Source organism: Delftia sp. SD018 (assembly GCF_017355445.1).
GTDB lineage: Bacteria > Pseudomonadota > Gammaproteobacteria > Burkholderiales > Burkholderiaceae_C > Comamonas > Comamonas acidovorans.
The window spans coordinates 108,862-127,184 of record NZ_JADDRN010000002.1 but is presented as its reverse complement, the minus strand read 5'-3'; the positions used below and the strand labels follow the sequence as shown (position 1 = coordinate 127,184).

At 68.0% G+C, this 18,323-nt stretch carries 20 protein-coding genes; 14 read left to right on the top strand and 6 right to left on the bottom strand.

Going from position 1 to position 18,323, the window contains the following annotated elements; all coding sequences use genetic code 11:
• Positions 1-8: 8 nt before the first annotated feature.
• From INR38_RS03615 to mnmG, 3 genes are all read right to left on the bottom strand, one after another.
• Entirely contained in the window at positions 9-623 is a 615-nt protein-coding gene (locus tag INR38_RS03615; RefSeq protein WP_012201988.1) for a LysE family transporter, read from the bottom strand.
• A gap of 106 nt (positions 624-729) precedes the next feature.
• Positions 730-1,389 (bottom strand): 16S rRNA (guanine(527)-N(7))-methyltransferase RsmG, encoded by a 660-nt coding sequence (gene rsmG / locus INR38_RS03610; RefSeq protein WP_012201987.1) that lies wholly within the window; start codon positions 1,387-1,389, stop codon positions 730-732.
• A complete protein-coding gene (gene mnmG / locus INR38_RS03605) occupies positions 1,386-3,365 on the bottom strand; it encodes a tRNA uridine-5-carboxymethylaminomethyl(34) synthesis enzyme MnmG (protein WP_088166421.1) in 1,980 nt (659 codons plus the stop codon). Before mnmG ends, rsmG begins: the two co-directional genes overlap by 4 nt.
• Positions 3,366-3,668: 303 nt before the next feature.
• Between mnmG and INR38_RS03600 the strand changes: the two genes are divergently transcribed.
• Complete coding sequence (locus INR38_RS03600; RefSeq protein WP_207442593.1) at positions 3,669-4,256, top strand: NAD(P)H-dependent oxidoreductase; 588 nt, start codon at positions 3,669-3,671, stop codon at positions 4,254-4,256.
• A 95-nt stretch (positions 4,257-4,351) separates the two neighbouring features.
• The gene (gene gstA, locus INR38_RS03595) at positions 4,352-4,960 is read left to right on the top strand and encodes a glutathione transferase GstA (protein ID WP_013799958.1); all 609 of its coding nucleotides are present in this window, start codon (positions 4,352-4,354) and stop codon (positions 4,958-4,960) included.
• 71 nt (positions 4,961-5,031) lie between these two features.
• Here gstA and INR38_RS03590 read toward each other — a convergent pair whose 3' ends face one another.
• Complete coding sequence (locus INR38_RS03590) at positions 5,032-5,805, bottom strand: IclR family transcriptional regulator (RefSeq protein WP_207442592.1); 774 nt, start codon at positions 5,803-5,805, stop codon at positions 5,032-5,034.
• A gap of 138 nt (positions 5,806-5,943) precedes the next feature.
• On the opposite strand from INR38_RS03590, the gene INR38_RS03585 reads away from it, so the two are divergent.
• From INR38_RS03585 to INR38_RS03560, 6 genes are all read left to right on the top strand, one after another.
• Positions 5,944-6,675, top strand: coding sequence for an SDR family oxidoreductase (locus INR38_RS03585; RefSeq protein ID WP_242698951.1), 732 nt, complete (start codon positions 5,944-5,946; stop codon positions 6,673-6,675).
• Between the two features lie 13 nt (positions 6,676-6,688).
• Complete coding sequence (locus tag INR38_RS03580) at positions 6,689-7,075, top strand: NIPSNAP family protein (protein WP_199958657.1); 387 nt, start codon at positions 6,689-6,691, stop codon at positions 7,073-7,075.
• A 12-nt stretch (positions 7,076-7,087) separates the two neighbouring features.
• Positions 7,088-7,639 (top strand): VOC family protein, encoded by a 552-nt coding sequence (locus INR38_RS03575; protein ID WP_012201980.1) that lies wholly within the window; start codon positions 7,088-7,090, stop codon positions 7,637-7,639.
• A gap of 71 nt (positions 7,640-7,710) precedes the next feature.
• Positions 7,711-8,685 carry a tripartite tricarboxylate transporter substrate binding protein gene (locus INR38_RS03570; protein WP_207442590.1) on the top strand — a complete coding sequence of 325 codons (975 nt, stop codon included), beginning with the start codon at positions 7,711-7,713 and terminating at the stop codon, positions 8,683-8,685.
• A 4-nt stretch (positions 8,686-8,689) separates the two neighbouring features.
• On the top strand, positions 8,690-9,271 hold the full coding sequence (locus INR38_RS03565) for an NADPH-dependent FMN reductase (protein ID WP_207442589.1): 582 nt from the start codon (positions 8,690-8,692) through the stop codon (positions 9,269-9,271).
• An 81-nt stretch (positions 9,272-9,352) separates the two neighbouring features.
• Positions 9,353-10,471, top strand: coding sequence for an alkene reductase (locus INR38_RS03560; RefSeq protein WP_207442588.1), 1,119 nt, complete (start codon positions 9,353-9,355; stop codon positions 10,469-10,471).
• A 105-nt stretch (positions 10,472-10,576) separates the two neighbouring features.
• Here INR38_RS03560 and INR38_RS03555 read toward each other — a convergent pair whose 3' ends face one another.
• On the bottom strand, positions 10,577-12,271 hold the full coding sequence (locus INR38_RS03555) for a methyl-accepting chemotaxis protein (protein WP_207442587.1): 1,695 nt from the start codon (positions 12,269-12,271) through the stop codon (positions 10,577-10,579).
• A gap of 300 nt (positions 12,272-12,571) precedes the next feature.
• On the opposite strand from INR38_RS03555, the gene INR38_RS03550 reads away from it, so the two are divergent.
• Positions 12,572-12,766, top strand: a complete 195-nt coding sequence (locus tag INR38_RS03550) for a heavy-metal-associated domain-containing protein (RefSeq protein WP_012201975.1) — start codon at positions 12,572-12,574, stop codon at positions 12,764-12,766.
• A gap of 44 nt (positions 12,767-12,810) precedes the next feature.
• The gene (cueR, locus tag INR38_RS03545) at positions 12,811-13,245 is read left to right on the top strand and encodes a Cu(I)-responsive transcriptional regulator (protein ID WP_012201974.1); all 435 of its coding nucleotides are present in this window, start codon (positions 12,811-12,813) and stop codon (positions 13,243-13,245) included.
• A gap of 26 nt (positions 13,246-13,271) precedes the next feature.
• Here cueR and INR38_RS03540 read toward each other — a convergent pair whose 3' ends face one another.
• On the bottom strand, positions 13,272-14,036 hold the full coding sequence (locus INR38_RS03540) for a TetR/AcrR family transcriptional regulator (protein WP_207442586.1): 765 nt from the start codon (positions 14,034-14,036) through the stop codon (positions 13,272-13,274).
• A 130-nt stretch (positions 14,037-14,166) separates the two neighbouring features.
• Here INR38_RS03540 and INR38_RS03535 point away from each other — a divergent pair, with 130 nt between their 5' ends.
• Genes INR38_RS03535 through INR38_RS03520 form a run of 4 tightly spaced genes read left to right on the top strand, consistent with a single transcriptional unit; the run spans position 14,167 to position 18,208 of the window.
• Positions 14,167-15,051, top strand: coding sequence for an ABC transporter ATP-binding protein (locus tag INR38_RS03535; RefSeq protein WP_034397519.1), 885 nt, complete (start codon positions 14,167-14,169; stop codon positions 15,049-15,051).
• The gene (locus INR38_RS03530) at positions 15,048-15,929 is read left to right on the top strand and encodes a branched-chain amino acid ABC transporter permease (RefSeq protein WP_013799949.1); all 882 of its coding nucleotides are present in this window, start codon (positions 15,048-15,050) and stop codon (positions 15,927-15,929) included. Before INR38_RS03535 ends, INR38_RS03530 begins: the two co-directional genes overlap by 4 nt.
• 22 nt (positions 15,930-15,951) lie before the next feature.
• Entirely contained in the window at positions 15,952-16,989 is a 1,038-nt protein-coding gene (locus tag INR38_RS03525) for a branched-chain amino acid ABC transporter permease (protein WP_141833087.1), read from the top strand.
• Positions 16,990-17,026: 37 nt separating this feature from the next.
• Entirely contained in the window at positions 17,027-18,208 is a 1,182-nt protein-coding gene (locus INR38_RS03520) for an ABC transporter substrate-binding protein (protein WP_207442585.1), read from the top strand.
• The last annotated feature ends 115 nt before the right edge of the window (positions 18,209-18,323 follow it).

The following is an 18,323-nucleotide window of genomic DNA, read 5'->3' as shown; positions in this document are numbered from 1 at the left end:
TTACACGCTTATTTGGCGATGGCCAGCTTGAGGCCAAAACCGATCAGGAACACGCCCGCAGTCTTTTCGAGAACCCGGGAAACCGCAGGATTGGCGCGCATGCGCTCGGCCAGATGCGCGGTCAGCAGCACCACGATCAGGCAATAGAGAAAGGTCAGAGCGGCCACCGTGGCCGCCATCACCGCGAACGTGAGCAGGCCCTGGTGGCTTGCGGGATCCACGAACAGCGGGAAGAAGGCCATGTAGAACACGATGGACTTGGGGTTCATCAGGGTGATCAGGCCGGCCTGGCGAAAGTAGTGGCGCGGCTCGATGTGCAGCACGGGCTTGTCGCCGGGCTTGGCGGTGAGCATCCTGAAACCCAGCCAGCCCAGGTAGGCGGCGCCCAGCCACTGCACGGCATGGAAGGCCGTGGGATAGGAGGCCAGCAGCGCGGCAACGCCCGCCACGGCCATCCAGATCAGCACCTGGTCGGCCGCCAGCACGCCGGCGCAGGCCGCCATTCCGGCACGTATGCCGCCCTTGCCGGTGGAGGTGATCAGCGCCAGATTGCCCGGCCCCGGAATCAGCAAAAACAGAAGAATGGCAACAACGAATGCGCTGAAATCGGAGATGCCGAACATGCTGACCCCTGAGCGATGAAAGCTGGGAGTTTATGCGAGGGCCATGGCCAGCGCATGTGGAACATGGCCCCGCCGCAACGCGGCAGTGTGCCATTCGGTAAAAAAATCAGGCGCAAACGCGCAGCCAGAGGATGCAGCGCTCGGCATCCAGGCCCGGCACCTTCAATGGTTCCACGTGAAACACCTGCACGTCGGCGGGCAGCGCGGCGATTTCATCGTCGGGGTGCTTGCCCTTCATGGCCAGCCAGGTGCCGCCCTCCTCCAGCGCCTGGCGGGACCAGCTGGTGAAGTCCGCCAGCGAGGCAAAGGCACGGCAGCTGATCAGCGGATAGCGCGTGGTCAGCTGCTCCACGCGGCTGTGGATGCCGCGCAGGTTGGGCAGGCGCAGCGTGGCCGCTGCCTGCTGGATGAAGGCGGCCTTCTTGCCCACCGTGTCCACGCAGTGCACGTCGATCTGCGGGCAGCAGATGGCAAAGACCACGCCGGGCAGGCCGCCGCCCGAGCCCACGTCCAGCATGGCGGTGCGGCCTTCGCGCGCAGGCATCTGTGCCAGATGGCGCTGCAGCGCCGGCACGGCAGCCAGGCTGTCGAGCAGGTGATGGGTCAGCATCTCCTGCGGATCACGCACGGCCGTGAGGTTGTAGACCTTGTTCCACTTGCCCAGCAGGGCCTGGAATTCCATCAGCGTATCGATCTGGGCGGGGGTGAGGTCCAGCCCCAGCGCCTGCAGGCCGGCTTCGAGCGGAGCGCGCAGTTCCTGGCTCATGCGGATGCCTCCTCGCCCTTCGCGTCAGTCACATCCGGTGCAAAGCCCCGAAAGCCGCCCTTCTTCAGATGCACCATCAGCAGCGAGATCGCCGCCGGCGTCACGCCCGACATGCGCGATGCCTGGCCCAGCGTCTCGGGCCTGTGCTTTTGCAGCGACTGGCGCACCTCGAAGGACAGGGCCGGCACCTGCATGTAGTCCAGCTCGGCCGGCAGGCGCAGGTTCTCGAAGTGGGCGGCGCGCTGCACCTCGTCCTTCTGGCGGTCGATGTAGCCTGCGTACTTGGCCGCGATTTCCACCTGCTCGACCACGGAGCCGCTGAGATCGCCCAGCACCTCGGGCTGCACATCGGCCGAGGCATAGCGGCCCTCGTTCAGGCTCATCAGCTTGCCGTAGCCCACGTCGGGCCGGCGCAGCAGGTCGAACAGGTTGTACTCGCGCTCGATGGACTTGCCCAGCACACGCTCCGATTCCTCGGGCGTGACGATGCGCGGATTGACCCAGGTGGACTTCAGGCGCTCTGTTTCACGTGAAACAGCATCGCGCTTGCGGCTGAAGGCATCCCAGCGCGCATCGTCCACCAGGCCCATGGCGCGGCCCGCTTCGGTCAGGCGCATGTCGGCGTTGTCCTCGCGCAGCTGCAGCCGGAACTCGGCACGGCTGGTGAACATGCGGTAGGGCTCGGTCACGCCCTTGGTGATCAGGTCATCGACCAGCACGCCCAGATAGGCCTCGTCGCGGCGCGGCAGCCAGGCTTCCTGGCCGCGGCATTGCAGTGCGGCGTTGAGGCCGGCGAACAGGCCCTGGGCCGCCGCCTCCTCGTAGCCGGTCGTGCCGTTGATCTGGCCCGCGAAGAACAGGCCCTGGATCTGGCGCGTCTCGAAGCTGCTCTTGAGCGAGCGCGGATCGAAGTAGTCGTACTCGATGGCGTAGCCGGGGCGCAGGATGTGCGCGTTCTCCAGCCCCTTCATGCTGCGCACCAGTTCGTACTGGATGTCGAAGGGCAGGCTGGTGGAGATGCCGTTGGGATAGAACTCGTTGGTGGTCAGGCCTTCGGGCTCCAGGAAGATCTGGTGGCTTTCCTTGTCGGCAAAGCGGTTGATCTTGTCCTCGACGCTGGGACAGTAGCGCGGGCCCACGCCCTCGATCTTGCCCGTGAACATGGGGCTGCGGTCAAAGCCGCTGCGGATGATGTCGTGCGTGCGCTCGTTGGTGTGGGTGATCCAGCAGGGCATCTGGCGCGGGTGCATGGCCGCATTGCCGATGAAGCTGAACACGGGCAGCACGCCTTCGTTGACACCACCGGGCATGCCGTCGCCGGGCTGCTCCTCGCACTGCGAGAAATCGATGCTGCGGCCATCCAGGCGCGGTGGCGTGCCGGTCTTCAGGCGCCCCTGGGGCAGCTGCAGCTCCTTGAGCCGCGACGACAGGCTGACGGCCGGCGGGTCGCCCGCGCGGCCTGCCGCGTAGTTGTTCAGGCCCACGTGGATCTTGCCGTCCAGGAAGGTGCCCGCCGTGAGCACCACGGTGCGGCTGCGAAAGCGCACGCCGACCTGCGTGACGGCGCCCACCACGCGGTCGCCCTCGACCATGAGGTCATCCACCGCCTGCTGGAACAGCCACAGGTTGGGCTGGTTCTCCAGCATATCGCGGATGGCGGCCTTGTAGAGAATGCGGTCGGCCTGGGCGCGCGTGGCACGCACGGCCGGGCCCTTGGAGCTGTTGAGGATGCGGAACTGTATGCCGCCGATATCGGTGGCCAGCGCCATGGCGCCGCCCAGCGCATCCACTTCCTTGACCAGATGGCCCTTGCCGATCCCGCCGATGCTGGGATTGCAGCTCATCTGGCCCAGGGTCTCGATGTTGTGGCTCAGCAGCAGCGTCCTGCAGCCCATGCGCGCAGCCGCCAGCGCGGCCTCGGTGCCGGCGTGGCCGCCACCGACCACGATCACATCAAATTCCTGTGGGTACAACATGCTTATCACTCCGGGGGCCTGCCCGGCCCAAGCCCCCGACACGGAGCACTCACGCTCCGGCGCTCATGGCAGGTGGCCCTCGTTCATGTAGCGAGGGGAACCCAGCGGGGAACCCGCGATTTTCCCACCTTTGCCGCACCAATGCCTTGCAAGGGGTCGGCCGGCCCTGCCACCGGGCCGGCACTGCGCCGGTGTTCCACGTGAAACAGTGCGGCGGACACAGCGCGTGCACCGCAGGATGCTGCGCGCCGCCGCCCGCAGGACGGCCCGCTTGCAAGAAACATGTGCAGGGCCTGTGATGCAATGGCGGCCATGCAGATCCTCATCTTCGCGGGCAGTACCCGCCAACAATCGCACAACCGGCGCCTGGCCGCCGCCGCCGCCGACATGGCGCGCGAACTGGGCGCCCAGCCCACGCTGCTGGAGCTGTCGGATTTCGACATCCCCATGTACAACGCCGACCTGGAGGCCGGCGGCACGCCGCCCGACGTGCTGCGCTTCAAGGCCGCGCTGCACAGCCACCCGGCCTGGCTGATCTGCTCGCCCGAGTACAACGGCAGCTACCCCGCCCTGCTCAAGAACGCCATCGACTGGGCTTCCAGCCCCGTGGCCGGTGATCCGGTCTGGTCCGATGGCACCCTGCCCTTTCGCGGCAAGGTCGTGGGCATGGCCAGCGCCTCGCCCGGCGGCCTGGGCGGCCTGCGCGCCCAGTCGCACCTGGCGCCGCTGCTGCTGAACCTGCAGTGCTGGCTGGCCCCCGTGAGCCACGCCGTCGGCCAGGCAGGCCAGGCATTCGACGACGCCGGCCGCCTGCAGCGCCCCCAGGACCAGCAAGGCATGAAGGCCGTGCTGGAACAGGTGCTCTGGGCTGCACAGCGCCTGTCGGCCTGAACCCTGCCGCCAGCGCGGTCCCATCATGCGCAGCCCCTGCACATGGGGTTAGCATGGGCGCTTGTCTTTCTTACCCTGATCGGAAGCCATCCACCATGAAGCTCTACTACAGCCCTGGCGCCTGCTCTCTGTCTCCCCACATCGTCCTGCACGAGGCAGGCCTGGCCTACGAGCCGGTCCTGGCCAGCACCAAGACGCACAAGCTGCAGGACGGCACGGACTACTACGGCATCAACCCGCTGGGCTATGTTCCCTTCCTCGTGCTCGACGACGGCGACACGCTGCATGAAGGCCCGGCCATCGTCCAGTACCTGGCCGATCTGGTCCCCGAGAAGAAGCTGGCGCCTGCCAACGGCACCATGGCCCGCTACCACCTTCAGGAGTGGCTGAACTTCATCGGCACCGAGCTGCACAAGGGCTTCGGCCCCCTGTTCAACCCCGCCACGCCCGACGACTACAAGCCCGTGGTGCGCCAGCGCGTGCTGGACCGCCTCAAGTGGGTGGACGGCGAGCTCAATGGCCGCGACTACCTGATGGGCGAGCAGTTCACCGTGGCCGACGCCTACCTGTTCACCGTGACGGGCTGGGCCCAGTTCGTGGGCGTGGACATCTCCGAGCTGACCAACCTCCTGGCCTACCGCGAGCGCGTGCTGGCCCGCCCTGCCGTGCAGGCCGCGATGAAGGCCGAAGGCCTGCTCAAGTAAGCAGCGCCGAGCCCGGGCTCGGCGGCACAAGGGGCCGACAAGGGGCCGGCTGGTGTGAACCAGCCGGCCCCTTATCTTTTGCGCGTGCGGATGCGCAGCTCTATCTGGGCCGCCGCAGCGCGCACCTGCTGGGCGATGCGCCGCACGCGCGCCGCCGTCATCCGCTGGGTCAGCGCGGCCACGCTGACCGCCCCCATGGCCTGGCCCATGCTGTCGCAAAAATGCGCGCCCACGGCCGTCACGCCCAGGCTCACGCGGTTCTGTATCACGGCCACGCCTGCGCGGACCGTTTCCTCGCAGGCCAGGCGCAGCCCCGCATCGGTGAGCTTGCCAAAGGCCGGCAGGGCGGGCGCCACGCGCTCGATGATGGCCTCGCGCTCCTCGGGCGCAATGGCGGCCAGCACGGCCAGTCCCCCGGCGCCCACGCCCAGCGGGCGCCGGCTGCCGACCTGCAGCACCAGCGTGCGTATGGGGAAGTCGCCTTCGAGCCGGTGCAGGCACACGGCCTCGAATCCGCTGCGCACCACCAGGTAGGCCGTGTCCTCGGTTTCACGTGACAGCGCCGCCATGGCCGGCTCGCACAGGTCGCGTATGTCGTGCAGCATCGACCCGGCCAGGCCCAGCTCGAAGGCCAGCGGCCCCAGCCGGTAGCGGTGGGTCTGGGCGTCGTGCACCACCAGGCGCTCGGCAATCAGCTGCTTGAGGATGCGGTGGGCCGAAGGGTGGGGCACGCCGGATTTTTCGGCCAGATCGCTGAGCGGGCAACCGCGCACGCCCCCGGTCGCCAGCAGCTTGAGAAAGGCCACGCCCCGCTTGAGGGAGCCGGCATCGGACGATGAGGTCATGTTCGTTTATCGGACAACTGAATGGCGCCGCCGGGCGATTTGAAAACAATCGGAATGGCCGATCAACCACGGCCCGGCCAGGGCACGGCAAGGCCGGGCGCCACGGATTTCCGAATGATGCAACTCTCCCATCTGCCATTGCAAGACAGAATCGCCGTCGTCACCGGCGCCAGCAGCGGCATAGGTGCCGCCACGGCGCGGGCCCTGGCCCGCGAGGGCGCCACCGTCGTGATCGGCTACCACCAGGGCCGCGACCGCGCCCAGGCGCTGCGCGAGGAACTGCCGGGCAGCCACCACACGCTGCAGCTGTCGCTGCAAGACGAGGCCAGCCACGCCATCGCCGCCCAGTGGCTGCAGCAGCACCTGGGCCGGGTGGACCTGCTGGTCAACTGCGCGGGCTTCACCGAGCGCATCGCGCACGCGCAGATCGATGCGCTGGAGCCCGCGCTGTTCAACCGCATCCTGTGCGCCAACGTGGGCGGCACCTATGCCGTGACGCGGGCCCTGCTGCCGCTGCTGCGCGCCTCGCAGGACGCCGCCGTGGTCAACGTGTCCTCGGTCTCCGCCTTCACGGGCCTGGGCAGCAACATGGCCTATTGCGCCGCCAAGGCCGCGCTGGACACGCTGACGGTGTCCATGGCGCGCGCCTTCGGCCCGGTGCGCTTTCTGTGCGTCTCGCCCGCCGCCGTGGACACGGGTTTCGTAGGGGGCCGCAGCCGCCAGGAGCTGGAGAAAAAGGCCGCGCACACGCCGCTGGGCCGCGTGGTCGAACCCGGCGATGTGGCGCAGGCCATCCTCGCCTGCGCCACGCATCTGCGCACGGCCACGGGCACGCGCATCGTGATCGACGGCGGCCACAGCCTCGGTTGAAAGAAGGCACGTCATGCTCGTCGAACAACGCACCTACACCGCCCACCCCGGCAAATGGCGGGACTACCTGGCGCTCTACCAGGCCGAGGGCCTGGAGCTGCAGCAGCGCATTCTGGGCCGCATGGTCGGCTACTACACCAGCGACTCGGGGCCACTCAACCAGATCGTCCACCTGTGGGCCTATACGGACCTGAACGAGCGCGCCGAGCGCCGCGCCCGCCTGCTGGCCGAGCCACGCTGGCAGGCCTATGTGGCGCGCATGCTGCCGCTGCTGCAAAGCCAGGAATCGAAGTTCCTGGTCCCGGCCCCCTTCTTCCAGCCCCAGTGGAGCGGCTGCCAGGAGCCGCTCCACGGCGCCACAGGCCCCGATTCCGCTTCCGGCCCCCTTTCCACCGACTGACAGGAGACATCCATGCTGTGCAAAAAGCTTCACCACGCCGCCTACCGCTGCAAGGACGCGGCCGAGACCGTGCGCTTCTATACCGAGGTGCTGGGCCTGCGCTTCACCCACGCCATGGGCGAGGACCATGTTCCTTCCACGGGCCAGTACAGCCCGCACATCCACATCTTTTTCGAGATGGAGGACGGCAGCTCCATCGCCTTCTTCGAGTGCCCCAGGGACCCGGGCCAGATGAAGGACATGGAGTCGCCGGGCTGGATACAGCACTTCGCCTTCGAGGTCGCCGACGTGGACACCGTGCTGCGCGCCCGGCAGGACCTGCTGGACCGGGGCATTGACGTGGTGGGCCCCACCAACCACGACGACTTCATCACCTCCATCTACTTCTTCGACCCTTCGGGCCACCGCCTGGAGCTGACCGCGCGCACGGCCGACGCGGCGCGCCACCAGGTCTTCGAGCAAGAGGCCATGCAGGTGCTGGCCCTGTGGAATGAGACCCACGACTGGTCGCAGCGCGAAAAGCTCTACGGCGCCCAGACCGGCTACGCGCGCGCGGACCGCTAGCCGCAACACCAGCCAGACCAGCCAAGCCACTACACGGCCACAGCGCGCAATACAAAAAAAGGAGACATGACATGACTGCCATCACCCGACGCACGGCCCTGCTTGCAGGCGCCGCCTCACTCGCCCTGCCCACGGCCCGGGCCCAGGGCGGTTTTCCCAACCGGCCCATTCAATTGATCCACGGCTTTGGCGCGGGCGGCAACGCCGACGTGGTGGCCCGGCTCGTGGCCCAGAAGCTGCAGGAATCGCTCAGGCAGCCCGTGGTGGTGGAGATCAAGAGCGGCGCGGGCGGCTCCATTGCCAGCAACTTCGTGGCCAAGGCGGTGCCGGACGGCTACAGCCTGGTCATGCTCACGGGCGCGCACACCGTGTCGGCCGCGCTGCGCAAATCGCTGCCCTACGACGCGGTCAAGGACTTCGCCTTTGTCTCCACCGTCTCGTCCTTTCCCTTCGTGGTGGCCGTGCGCGCCGAGCATCCCGCCAGGACCCTCGCCGATCTGCTGGCCATGGCGCGCAAGGAGCCGGGACGCATCACCTTCACCTCGGTGGGCGTGGGCTCCACCCAGCACATGGCCGGCGAGCTGCTGGGCTCCACGGCCAAGGTACAGCTGCTGCACGTGCCCTACCGGGGCGGCGGCGCACCTGTGCAGGCCGTGATAGCGGGCGATGTGGACGTGCTCAGCGACACGCTGACCGTGGCCATGCCGCACATCAAGTCGGGCCGGCTGCGCGCCCTGGCCGTCACCAGCGCCCAGGCCTGGCCCACCCTGCCCGAGGTGCCGCCGGCCTCGGCCGTGCTGCCCGGCTTCGAGGTGCACTCCTGGCTGGGCCTGGCCGCGCCCGCAGGCACGCCCGCCGACGTGGTGCAAAGGCTGGCCGCCGAAGCCCACAAGGCCCTGAAGGAGCCCGACCTGCTCCAGGCCCTGGCCAGCGCCGGCAGCGCGGCCACGCCCTGCAGCCCCGAGGAGATGCGTGGCATGGTGGGCGCCGAGATCGCGCGCTGGCGCGGCGTCATCCAGCAGGTCGGCATTCCGCTGCAGGCCTGACGCCATGGACATCATCGGCCTGTGCGGCAGCCTGCGCCGCCATTCCCTGAACCGCATGCTGCTGGAGCTGGCGGGCGAATGCCTGCCACCCCAGGCCACGATGCAGGTCTGCGACTGGCGCGCGCTGCCGCCGCTGGATGCCGACCTGCTGGCCACGGGCATGCCCGCATCCGTGCACCAGTTGCGCGAGCGCATCCGCCGCGCCGACGCCGTGGTGCTGGCCACGCCCGAGTACAACTTCTCCATTCCAGGCATGTTCAAGAATGCGCTGGACTGGATCTCGCGTGGCGACGACCAACCCTTTCGGCACAAGCCCGTGGCCCTTGTCTCGGCCTCGCCCGGCCCGCTGGGCGGGGCGCGCGTGCAGTACGAACTGCGCAAGGTATTGCAGTGCATGGAAGCCGACGTGCTGGCCCGGCCCGAGGTGTTCGTGGGCCAGGCGGCGCAGAAATTCGACAGCCAGGGCCTGTGCACCGATGCCGCCACGCGCAGCTTCGTGACGGCGCAGATGCAGGCGCTGGGGCGACTCGTGGCACAGCACCGTCGCCTGCACGACAGCGCGCAAATCCCTGGCCTGCACGATTGATTCCATGGGCGTAATCTGTGCCGTACGCCGCGCCGCCCGCACGGGTGGCGCTTTTGCTTCACGCACAGAAAGCCCCGTTGCATGACCTCTCTGTTCGATCCCATACAGGCCGGCGAGCTGCGCCTGCCCAACCGCATCGCCATGGCGCCCCTGACGCGCAACCGCGCACCCCAGGCCCTGCCCAACGACATCATGGTCACCTACTACGCCCAGCGCGCCAGCGCCGGCCTGCTGATCAGCGAAGGCACGGCCATCAGCCACCAGGGCCAGGGCTATGCCCATGTGCCGGGCCTGTACGGCAGCGAGCAGCTCGACGGCTGGAAGCGCGTGACCGACGCCGTGCACAAGGCCGGCGGGCGCATCGTCACCCAGCTGTGGCATGTGGGCCGGGTCTCGCACACCTCGCTGCAGCCCGAAGGCCAGGCGCCCGTGGGGCCGTCCCCGGTGGCGGCCAAATCCAAGACCTATGTGATCGACGAGGACTCGGGCAAGGGCCAGTTCGTGCCCACCTCCGCGCCGCGCGCGCTCGCCCAGCACGAGCTTCCCGCCATCGTCCACAGCTTCGCCGTGGCCGCGCGCAATGCCGTGGAGACGGCCGGCTTCGACGGCGTGGAGCTGCACGGCGCCAACGGCTATCTGCTGGACCAGTTCCTCAAGACCGGCGCCAACCAGCGCGATGACGACTACGGCGGCAGCATCGAGAACCGCGCCCGCCTGCTGCTCGAATGCACGCGCGCCGCCGCCGATGCCGTGGGCGGCGGCCGCGTGGGCATCCGCCTGTCGCCCGTGACGCCGGCCAACGACATCGCCGATGCCGACCCCCAGCCGCTGTTCGAATACGTGGTGCGTCAGCTGGCGCCGCTGGGCCTGGCCTACATCCACATCATCGAAGGCTCCACCGGCGGCCCGCGTGAATTGCCCGACCGGCCCTTCGACTACGCGGCCCTCAAATCCGCCTACCGCGAGGCCGGCGGCCAGGGCGCCTGGATGGTCAACAACGGCTATGACCGCGACATGGCGCTGCGCGCCGTGGAAAGCGGCCACGCCGATATCGTGGCCTTCGGCAAGGCCTTCATCTCCAACCCCGACCTGGTCCACCGCCTGCGCGACGACCTGCCGCTGAACCCCTGGAACTCCAGCCTGTTCTACGGCGGCGGCGCCGAGGGCTATACCGACTACCCGTTCGCGCGCCAGGCCTGATTTGCGGCGCTGCAAAGCAAAAAGCCCGCAGGCATGGCCTGCGGGCTTTTTTCGTTCGCGCGATTCACGGGGTCACGTGAAACAGGGCCGCTGGCCCCTGCCTTCTCAGGCGTGTTCCAGCAGCTGGGTCTCGCGGGCCGAAGCCAGCGGGGCGCGGCCTGCAGCCGGCGCCAGGCTGGGCTGGCCCTGGGAGGGACGGCCATAGGAAGCATGCGAGCCCATGGACGCCACGGCCGCACCGGCAATGCGGAACTGGCCCACCACCTGCGCCAGGCGCGCGGCCTGCTCGCGCAGCGACTCGGCGGCGGCAGCCGATTCCTCGACCAGGGCTGCGTTCTGCTGCGTCATGCGGTCGATATCGCCCACGGCCTGGTTGACCTGCCCGATGCCCCCCGACTGCTCGCTGGAAGCCGCCGTGATCTCGCCAATGATGTCGCCCACGCGCTGCACGCTGTCCACGATTTCCTTCATGGTCTTGCCCGCGTCCTCGACCTGGCGCACGCCCACGTCCACGGCCTGCACGCTGGTCTGGATCAGCGCCTTGATCTCGCTGGCCGCCTGGGCCGAGCGCTGGGCCAGCGAACGCACCTCGGCCGCCACCACGGCAAAGCCGCGGCCCTGCTCGCCGGCACGCGCCGCTTCCACGGCGGCGTTCAGCGCCAGGATGTTGGTCTGGAAGGCGATGGAGTCGATCAGGCCGATGATGTCGCCGATCTTGCGGCTGGAGGTCGTGATCTCCTGCATGCTCACCACGGCCTGGGCCACCACGTCGCCACCGCGCGTGGCCGTGGTCGAGGCAGAGGCCGCCAGCTGGTTGGCCAGCTGCGAGGACGATGCCGTCTGCTGCACCGTGGCCGTGAGCTGGGACAGCGAGGCCACGGTCTCCTGCACATTGCTGGCCGTCTGCTCGGTGCGCGAGGACAGGTCCTGGTTGCCCGTGGCGATCTCCTGGCTGGCCGTGGCGATGTTGCCGCTGGCGTCGCGCACCTGGGTCACCATGGAGCCCAGGCTCTGCTGCATCTGGTCCAGCGCGCGCTGCAGGTCAGCCACCTCATCCTTGCCCTCCACCTTCACGCTCTGCGACAGATCGCCCTGGGCAATGGTCAGCGCCGTCTGGCGCGCCTGCACCAGGGGGCGGCAGATGGACAGCATGTTCATCAGCGTCAGCGGCACCACCACCAGCACCGTGAGCACCACGGCCGCCACGAAGATCCACTGCGTCTGCTCGGCCACGCCCTGCTCCTCCGCGGCCATGGCATCGACCTGCTGGCGCAGCAGCTGGTCCAGCTGTGCGATGAGCTTTTCGACCTCGGCCACCTCGGCCATGGCCTTGCCGCTCATGCGGTTGGCCGTGGTCGCCGTGTCATAGCCACCGGCCTCCAGCTGTCGCGCAATGTGCTCGAACTGCTGGCGGTAGCGGTCCACGCGCTCGGAGATGCCGCTGACGATGGCATCGTCGGCCGGGTCCTCGTCCTTCAGAAAGCGCTCGGCCACGGATTTCACGCGGTCGATGGCGGCCAGCCACTGGGTGTGGGCCTTGCGCACCTCTTCGGCACGCTCGTACTGGATGATCATGTCCTTTTCATGGGCGCGCACGGCACCCAGCTCGGCGCGCAACTCCACCATGTAGCCCATCTTGGCGTACGAGGTATGCATGAACTGCTGACTCATGCCATGGATGCGGAACATGCCCAGCATCCCGGCTCCGCCCAGCAGACCCAGCAGTACCAGCACCATGGCGATGGCACCCAGCATCCGCGTGCGGATCGTGAAAGCCCGCATCATTCCCAACAAGTTCATGACCGTTTTCCTCTCTGTCAGTCAAGGCGCCCGCACGGTCTCCAAATGCATAGCGCCAACGTAAATACAAATTGTTGCAGTTTGTCAGATGATCGCCAATGGCCTATGACGGTTTTTGCCTATTCACGGCTCTTTTCGATCTATCGGCCATTGCAGCGGATCATTGAGCCGGCCGACTCACATCGAATTGGGCCAAATCAACCCTTGTCCAGCCAGACGCTTGACCTTGCCATGGTGTCAGGGTTCAACATGCCGTCCATGGCTTGCGCCACTTCGGCGCGCCCCAACCAGGAGCGAGAGATGCAACATGTTTTCACCGTGCAGGGCATGACCTGCGGCCACTGCGAACGCGCCGTCACCCAGGCCGTGCAGGGCGTGGATGACCAGGCCCAGGTAAAAATCGATCGCGCCGCCCAGCGCGTGGAAGTCGACAGCAGCGCCAGCCGCGAGGCACTGGGCGCCGCCATTGCCGAAGAAGGCTACAAGGTCGCCTGAGAGACACCTCAAAGACACCCGAAGGCATCCGAAAGGCACGCACCATGTCCGCCCACCCCGCACAGCACTGGCCCGTCTCCATCGGCGAGGCCGCGCGCCGCGCCGGTGTCTCGGCGCGCATGGTGCGCCACTACGAAGCCCAGGGCCTGCTGCCGCCCATGCACCGCACGGACGGCGGCTACCGCCAGTACGCCGAGGCCGACGTGCACGCCCTGCGCTTCATCCGCCGGGGGCGCGACCTCGGCTTTTCCATGGACGAGATCGCCACCCTGCTCGGCCTGTGGCAGGACAAGAGCCGCGCCAGCAGCCAGGTCAAGGCCATCGCCCAGCGGCACATCGACGAACTGACCGAGCGCATCGCCGCCATGCAGGCCATGCAGCGCACGCTCAAGACCCTGGTGCACTGCTGCCACGGCGACGACCGGCCGGACTGCCCGATATTGGATGATCTGGCGGCGCAGGAGAGTGCGGCGCCGTAGCGTGTCTCAAGGCAGGGAACGGCGCTTCAGCCGCCCGCCTTCGCACGCTTTGCAGGCTTGCCCACCTTGGGTGGCTTGGATAACTTGGGCGTATCGAGAACATCCGCCCGCCGCAACACGCCCCCCATCAAGGTATCAATGCACTGCTGCGCCACTTCCTCGGCCGAGTACTGGCCGCCAGGCTGGTACCAGCGGCCTATCCAGCTGAGTGCGCCGGCAATCACGAAGGCCGTCATCTTGGGGTCGCAGGGGGCCAGGGAGCCCTCCTGCACGCCGGCGGCCACCAGGCGGCGGAAGGCCTGGTCTATGGCGGCCTTCTGGCGGCGCAGTTCGCGGCGGCTGTCGGGGGGGACCTGTTCGTCGCCCACGCGGATCAGGCACATGCCGAAGTCCATGGTGACGATGCGCGCATAGACCTGCATGCAGGCGCGCAGCTGGTCCACGGCCTGGCCGCCCGCGCGGCGCGAGGCCTCGATGCCTTCCAGCGTCATGGCCAGGCCCTGGTTCACGCACTGCAGCAGGATCTCGTCCTTGTTCTTGACGTAGTAGTACAGCGTGGGCTTGCTCACGCCCAGCCGTGCGGCGATGTCGTCCAGCGAGGTGGCGGAGAAGCCGCGTTCGTTGAACAGCTGCGCGGCGGCCTGCAGCACGGCCTGGCGCTTGGCCTCGCGCTGCTGCTCGCGGTCGGGCGTGCCGCTCCAGGGCGAGTCCACGGCGGGCGCCGCACGGCCTTTGCGGGTGCGGGTTCCGGGGCTGGGTCGGGTCTTGGTTTCAGGGCTCGATGGCTTCATGGCGACGGGTGCACCGGGGAAATCACCGATGCTGCATGCGGAGGGCGACAACCAGAATCTACTCCAAAGTAAACAGCCTACGCATCAGTAGGCTCCTGCCCGGCTCGACGAACCAACGCACGAGAGCGCCATGGAGACACACCCCGACGGCGGCCCGCCCGCCCCCTTGCTGCAGGTCGATGGCGTCACGCTCGCCTTTGGCGGCGTGAAGGCGCTGTCGGGCGTGGGCTTCGATGTGCAGCCCGGCTCGATCACGGCGGTGATCGGTCCCAACGGCGCGGGCAAGACGTCGCTGTTCAACACCATCTCGGGCTTTTACCGGCCCACGGGCGGCTCCATCCGCTTCCAGGGCGAGGACATCACGCGCATGCCGGCGCCGCGCCGCGCGCGGCTGGGCCTGGGGCGCAGCTTCCAGAACATTGCGCTGTTCCGGGGCATGACGGTGCTGGACAACATCAAGCTGGGCCGCCACGCCCACCTGCGCACCAACGTGCTCGACGCCCTCCTCTACCTGGGCCGCGCGCGCCGCGAGGAGGCCGAGCTGCGCCGCGACATCGAGGAGCGCATCATCGATTTCCTGGAGATAGACCACATCCGCCATGCGCCCGTGGCCGCCCTGTCCTACGGGCTGCAAAAGCGCGTGGAGATGGCGCGCGCCCTGGCCATGCAGCCGCGCATCCTGATGCTGGACGAGCCCGTGGCCGGCATGAACCGCGAGGAGACCGAGGACATGGCTCGCTTCATCCTCGATGTGCGCGCCGAATGGGGCGTGACCGTGCTCATGGTGGAGCACGACATGGGCATGGTCATGGACCTGTCCGACCATGTGGTGGTGCTCAACTTCGGCCAGGTCATCGCCCAGGGCACGCCCGCTGTGGTGCAGGCCGATCCCGAGGTGAACCGGGCCTACCTGGGCGCCGGTGATGTGGGCGAGCTGCGGCGCCGGCTGCGCGGCGCGTCCGCCCGGCCAGAGCCCGCCACGCCGCAGCCGGCCCTGGCACAGGAAGCCGCATGATGGACTGGGCCTACCTGTTCGAGATTGCCCTCACGGGCCTGGCCGCAGGCGGCCTGTATGCGCTGGCCGCGCTGGCCTTCGTGGTGGTCTACAAGGCCACGCGCGTGGTCAACATCGCCATCGGCGAGCTGCTGATGGTGGGCGCCTACCTGTTCTTCACCTTTGCGGCCATGTTCGCGCTGCCGCTGTGGCTGGCCATTCCCGCCGCCGTGCTGGGCACGGGGCTGCTGGGCGCGCTGATCGAGCGCACCATGATCCGGCCGCTGCTGGGCGAGCCGCCGATCTCGGTGTTCATGGTCACCGTGGGCCTGGCCTCGGTGCTGGTGGGCTTGGTGGAGCTGATCTGGACGGCCGACCAGCGCCGCCTGCCCGAGTTCATGCCCACGCAGCCCGTGATGATCGGCGAGGCATTTCTCGCGCCCAAGGTGGCCTGGGGCGCAGCCGTGGCCGTGGTCTTCATCGCGGCCGTGCTGCTGGTGTTCCGCTACTGGCGTGGCGGCGTGGCCCTGCGCGCCACGGCCAGCGACCAGGCAGCGGCCTATTCGGTGGGCATCAACGTGCCGCGCGTGTTCTCGCTGGCCTGGGTGGTGTCGGCCATGATCGCGGCGGTCTCGGGAATCATCGTCGGCTCCATCGGCGGCATCTCGTCGAGCATGGGCGTGTTCGGCCTGTCGGTGCTGGTGGTCGTCATCGTGGGCGGGCTGGACAGCGTGCTGGGCGCCCTGGTCGGCGGCCTGTTCATCGGCCTGGTGGAGGCGCTGGCCGGCGCCTACCTGGGCGGCGAGTACAAGCTGCTGGCCACCTTCATCGTGCTGGTCGTGGTGCTGATGCTCAGGCCCTACGGCCTGTTCGGCACGCACGAGATCGAGCGGCTCTAGACAGCTTCAGAAAGACGGCAGCATGCGCATAGGCACCCTCAAGGAAAGCTACATCGCCGATGCGGCGCTGTTCGACTCCCGCACGCAACGCATCTGGCTGGCCATGGCCGGCGCGCTGCTGCTGCTGTTTCCCTTCATGGCCAGCGACTACTGGCTGTACCTGGCCTGCCTGGTCAGCATCAACGTGGCCGGCGCCACGGGGCTGAACATCCTCACCGGCTACACGGGCCTGGTCAGCCTGGGACAGGCCGCCTTCATGGGACTGGGCGCCTACACGGTGGCCATCGTGCAGGCGCGCTGGGGCACGCCCGTGCTGTTCAACCTGCTGGCTGGCGGCTTCGTGGCCATGCTGGGCGGCATCGTGGTGGGCCTGCCCTCGCTGCGCGTCAAGGGCCTGTACCTGGCGATTGCCACCATCGCGGCCTCGTTCATCGCCCATTTCCTGTTCGCCAACCTCAAGCTCACGGGCGGCACGGCGGGCCTGACGCTGCAGCCGGCCACGGTGTTCGGCGTGGCGCTGGACACCTCGTTCCGGCTGTACTGGGTGATCGTGCCCGTCACGCTGCTGATGCTGCTGGGCGCGGCCAACCTGTTTCGCACGCGCATAGGCCGCGCCTTCATCGCCATCCGCGACCGCGACATCTCGGCCGAGGTGCTGGGCATACCGCTGCTGCGCTACAAGCTGCTGTCGTTCGGGCTGTCCTCGTTCTACGCAGGCGTGGCGGGCGGGCTGTGGGCGTACTTCTTTCGCGTGGTCACGCCCGAGAGCTTTCCGCTCTTGATGTCCATCTTCTTTCTGGCGGCCATCATCGTCGGCGGCATGGGCTCCATCCTGGGCGGCATCCTGGGCGCGGTCTTCATGACCATGGTCCCGGAGCTGCTCAAGCTCATCGTGGACCTGCTGCCCGGCGGCTCCGAGCTGGCCGTCTTCCTGTCGCCCGTGCGCACCATGGTGTTCGGGCTGCTGATCATCGTCTTTCTGGTCTTCGAGCCGCAGGGGCTCGCAGAAATGTGGCGGCGCCTGCGCCGCTTCTTCCACCTGTGGCCCTTCCGCAATTGAGGCGGCGCCGCGCACGACAAGCAAAAGGAGACAAGCAATGCAGCAACACCCGACCTCCTCGCGCCGCCGCAGCCTGCTGCTGGCGGCCGGCGCCAGCCTGGCCGCACCGCTGGCCGCCCGCGCCCAGGCTGGCGGCGAAGACATCGTGATCGGCGGCTCCATCCCCATGACGGGCGTGTTCGCCTTCGCGGGCGTGGGCATCAATGCCGGCATGGGCGACTACGTGAAGATGGTCAACGAGGCAGGCGGCATCAAGGGCCGCAAGATCCGCTACGTGCCCGAGGACACGGGCTACAAGGTCGATGTCTCGGTGGCCGCGTTCAAGAAGATCACCAGCCAGAACAAGGTCAACCTCTACTACGGCGACTCCACGGGCTTTTCCAAGACCATCAACCCGGAGCTGGACCGCAACGGCGCCATCCTCATGGCGGGCGCCTCCTTCGCCACCGAGCTCAACAACCCGGCCAAGTACTCGAACCAGTTCCTCGTGGGACCCGACTACACGGAGATGTTCGGCATCCTGCTCAAGCACGTCGCCAAGGAAAAGCCGGGCGCCAAGGTGGCCTTCGTCTACTCCGACTCCGAGTTCGGCCGCGACCCCATCGAGGCCAGCGAGGCGGCCGCCAAGAAGCTGGGCCTGAACGTGGTGGCCAAGCTGATGACGCCGCCCGGCAGCGTGGACGTGTCCACCGAAGTCATCAAGCTGCGCCGCGCCGCGCCCGACTACACCATCTTCCACGGCTACATCCTCGCGCCCATTCCCGAGTTCATCCAGCAGGGCAAGCAGATGGGCATGACCAGCCAATGGATGGGCACCTTCTGGACCATGGACAGCTCCACCGTCATGAAGATGGGCGAGGCCGGCGACGGCTTCATGGGCGTCATGCCCTACCGCTACTACTACGACACCTCGGCCAAGGCGCCCATGCTGGACAAGATCCGCGCGCTGCGCCCCGAGTACCAGAGCACGGCCTATATCCAGGGCTTTCTGGCGGCCATGCTGTTCGTGGAATCGGCCAGGCGCTGCCTGGACGCGGGCAAGCCGCTCACCGGCCCCAACCTCAAGGCCGCGCTCAATTCCATCAAGGACTTCGACACGGGCGGACTGATCGGCGTGCCCATCACCATCAAGGGCAATTCGATTCCCGTGGGCCGCGTCTACAAGGCGGACATGAAGGCGCAGAAGATGCTCCCAGCGTCCGACTGGATAGCGCTTTGATGAAACGCATCCCCCTGAGCGGCTTCGCCGCTTCCCCCTTCTCTCGCACCGCTTCGCGTTGCGGGAAGGGGGACGGCACCCTCGCGGCGGGGCGGCCCTTGCTTGGTGCCCCGCG

Excerpts from the sequence above, each read along its gene's own strand:
- INR38_RS03615 (WP_012201988.1), bottom strand. The coding sequence starts at position 623 with ATGTTCGGCATCTCCGATTTCAGCGCATTCGTTGTTGCCATTCTTCTG.
- rsmG (WP_012201987.1), bottom strand. The coding sequence starts at position 1,389 with ATGAGCCAGGAACTGCGCGCTCCGCTCGAAGCCGGCCTGCAGGCGCTG.
- mnmG (WP_088166421.1), bottom strand. The coding sequence starts at position 3,365 with ATGTTGTACCCACAGGAATTTGATGTGATCGTGGTCGGTGGCGGCCAC.
- INR38_RS03600 (WP_207442593.1), top strand. The coding sequence starts at position 3,669 with ATGGCGGCCATGCAGATCCTCATCTTCGCGGGCAGTACCCGCCAACAA.
- gstA (WP_013799958.1), top strand. The coding sequence starts at position 4,352 with ATGAAGCTCTACTACAGCCCTGGCGCCTGCTCTCTGTCTCCCCACATC.
- INR38_RS03590 (WP_207442592.1), bottom strand. The coding sequence starts at position 5,805 with ATGACCTCATCGTCCGATGCCGGCTCCCTCAAGCGGGGCGTGGCCTTT.
- INR38_RS03580 (WP_199958657.1), top strand. The coding sequence starts at position 6,689 with ATGCTCGTCGAACAACGCACCTACACCGCCCACCCCGGCAAATGGCGG.
- INR38_RS03575 (WP_012201980.1), top strand. The coding sequence starts at position 7,088 with ATGCTGTGCAAAAAGCTTCACCACGCCGCCTACCGCTGCAAGGACGCG.
- INR38_RS03570 (WP_207442590.1), top strand. The coding sequence starts at position 7,711 with ATGACTGCCATCACCCGACGCACGGCCCTGCTTGCAGGCGCCGCCTCA.
- INR38_RS03565 (WP_207442589.1), top strand. The coding sequence starts at position 8,690 with ATGGACATCATCGGCCTGTGCGGCAGCCTGCGCCGCCATTCCCTGAAC.
- INR38_RS03560 (WP_207442588.1), top strand. The coding sequence starts at position 9,353 with ATGACCTCTCTGTTCGATCCCATACAGGCCGGCGAGCTGCGCCTGCCC.
- INR38_RS03555 (WP_207442587.1), bottom strand. The coding sequence starts at position 12,271 with ATGAACTTGTTGGGAATGATGCGGGCTTTCACGATCCGCACGCGGATG.
- INR38_RS03550 (WP_012201975.1), top strand. The coding sequence starts at position 12,572 with ATGCAACATGTTTTCACCGTGCAGGGCATGACCTGCGGCCACTGCGAA.
- cueR (WP_012201974.1), top strand. The coding sequence starts at position 12,811 with ATGTCCGCCCACCCCGCACAGCACTGGCCCGTCTCCATCGGCGAGGCC.
- INR38_RS03540 (WP_207442586.1), bottom strand. The coding sequence starts at position 14,036 with ATGAAGCCATCGAGCCCTGAAACCAAGACCCGACCCAGCCCCGGAACC.
- INR38_RS03535 (WP_034397519.1), top strand. The coding sequence starts at position 14,167 with ATGGAGACACACCCCGACGGCGGCCCGCCCGCCCCCTTGCTGCAGGTC.
- INR38_RS03530 (WP_013799949.1), top strand. The coding sequence starts at position 15,048 with ATGATGGACTGGGCCTACCTGTTCGAGATTGCCCTCACGGGCCTGGCC.
- INR38_RS03525 (WP_141833087.1), top strand. The coding sequence starts at position 15,952 with ATGCGCATAGGCACCCTCAAGGAAAGCTACATCGCCGATGCGGCGCTG.
- INR38_RS03520 (WP_207442585.1), top strand. The coding sequence starts at position 17,027 with ATGCAGCAACACCCGACCTCCTCGCGCCGCCGCAGCCTGCTGCTGGCG.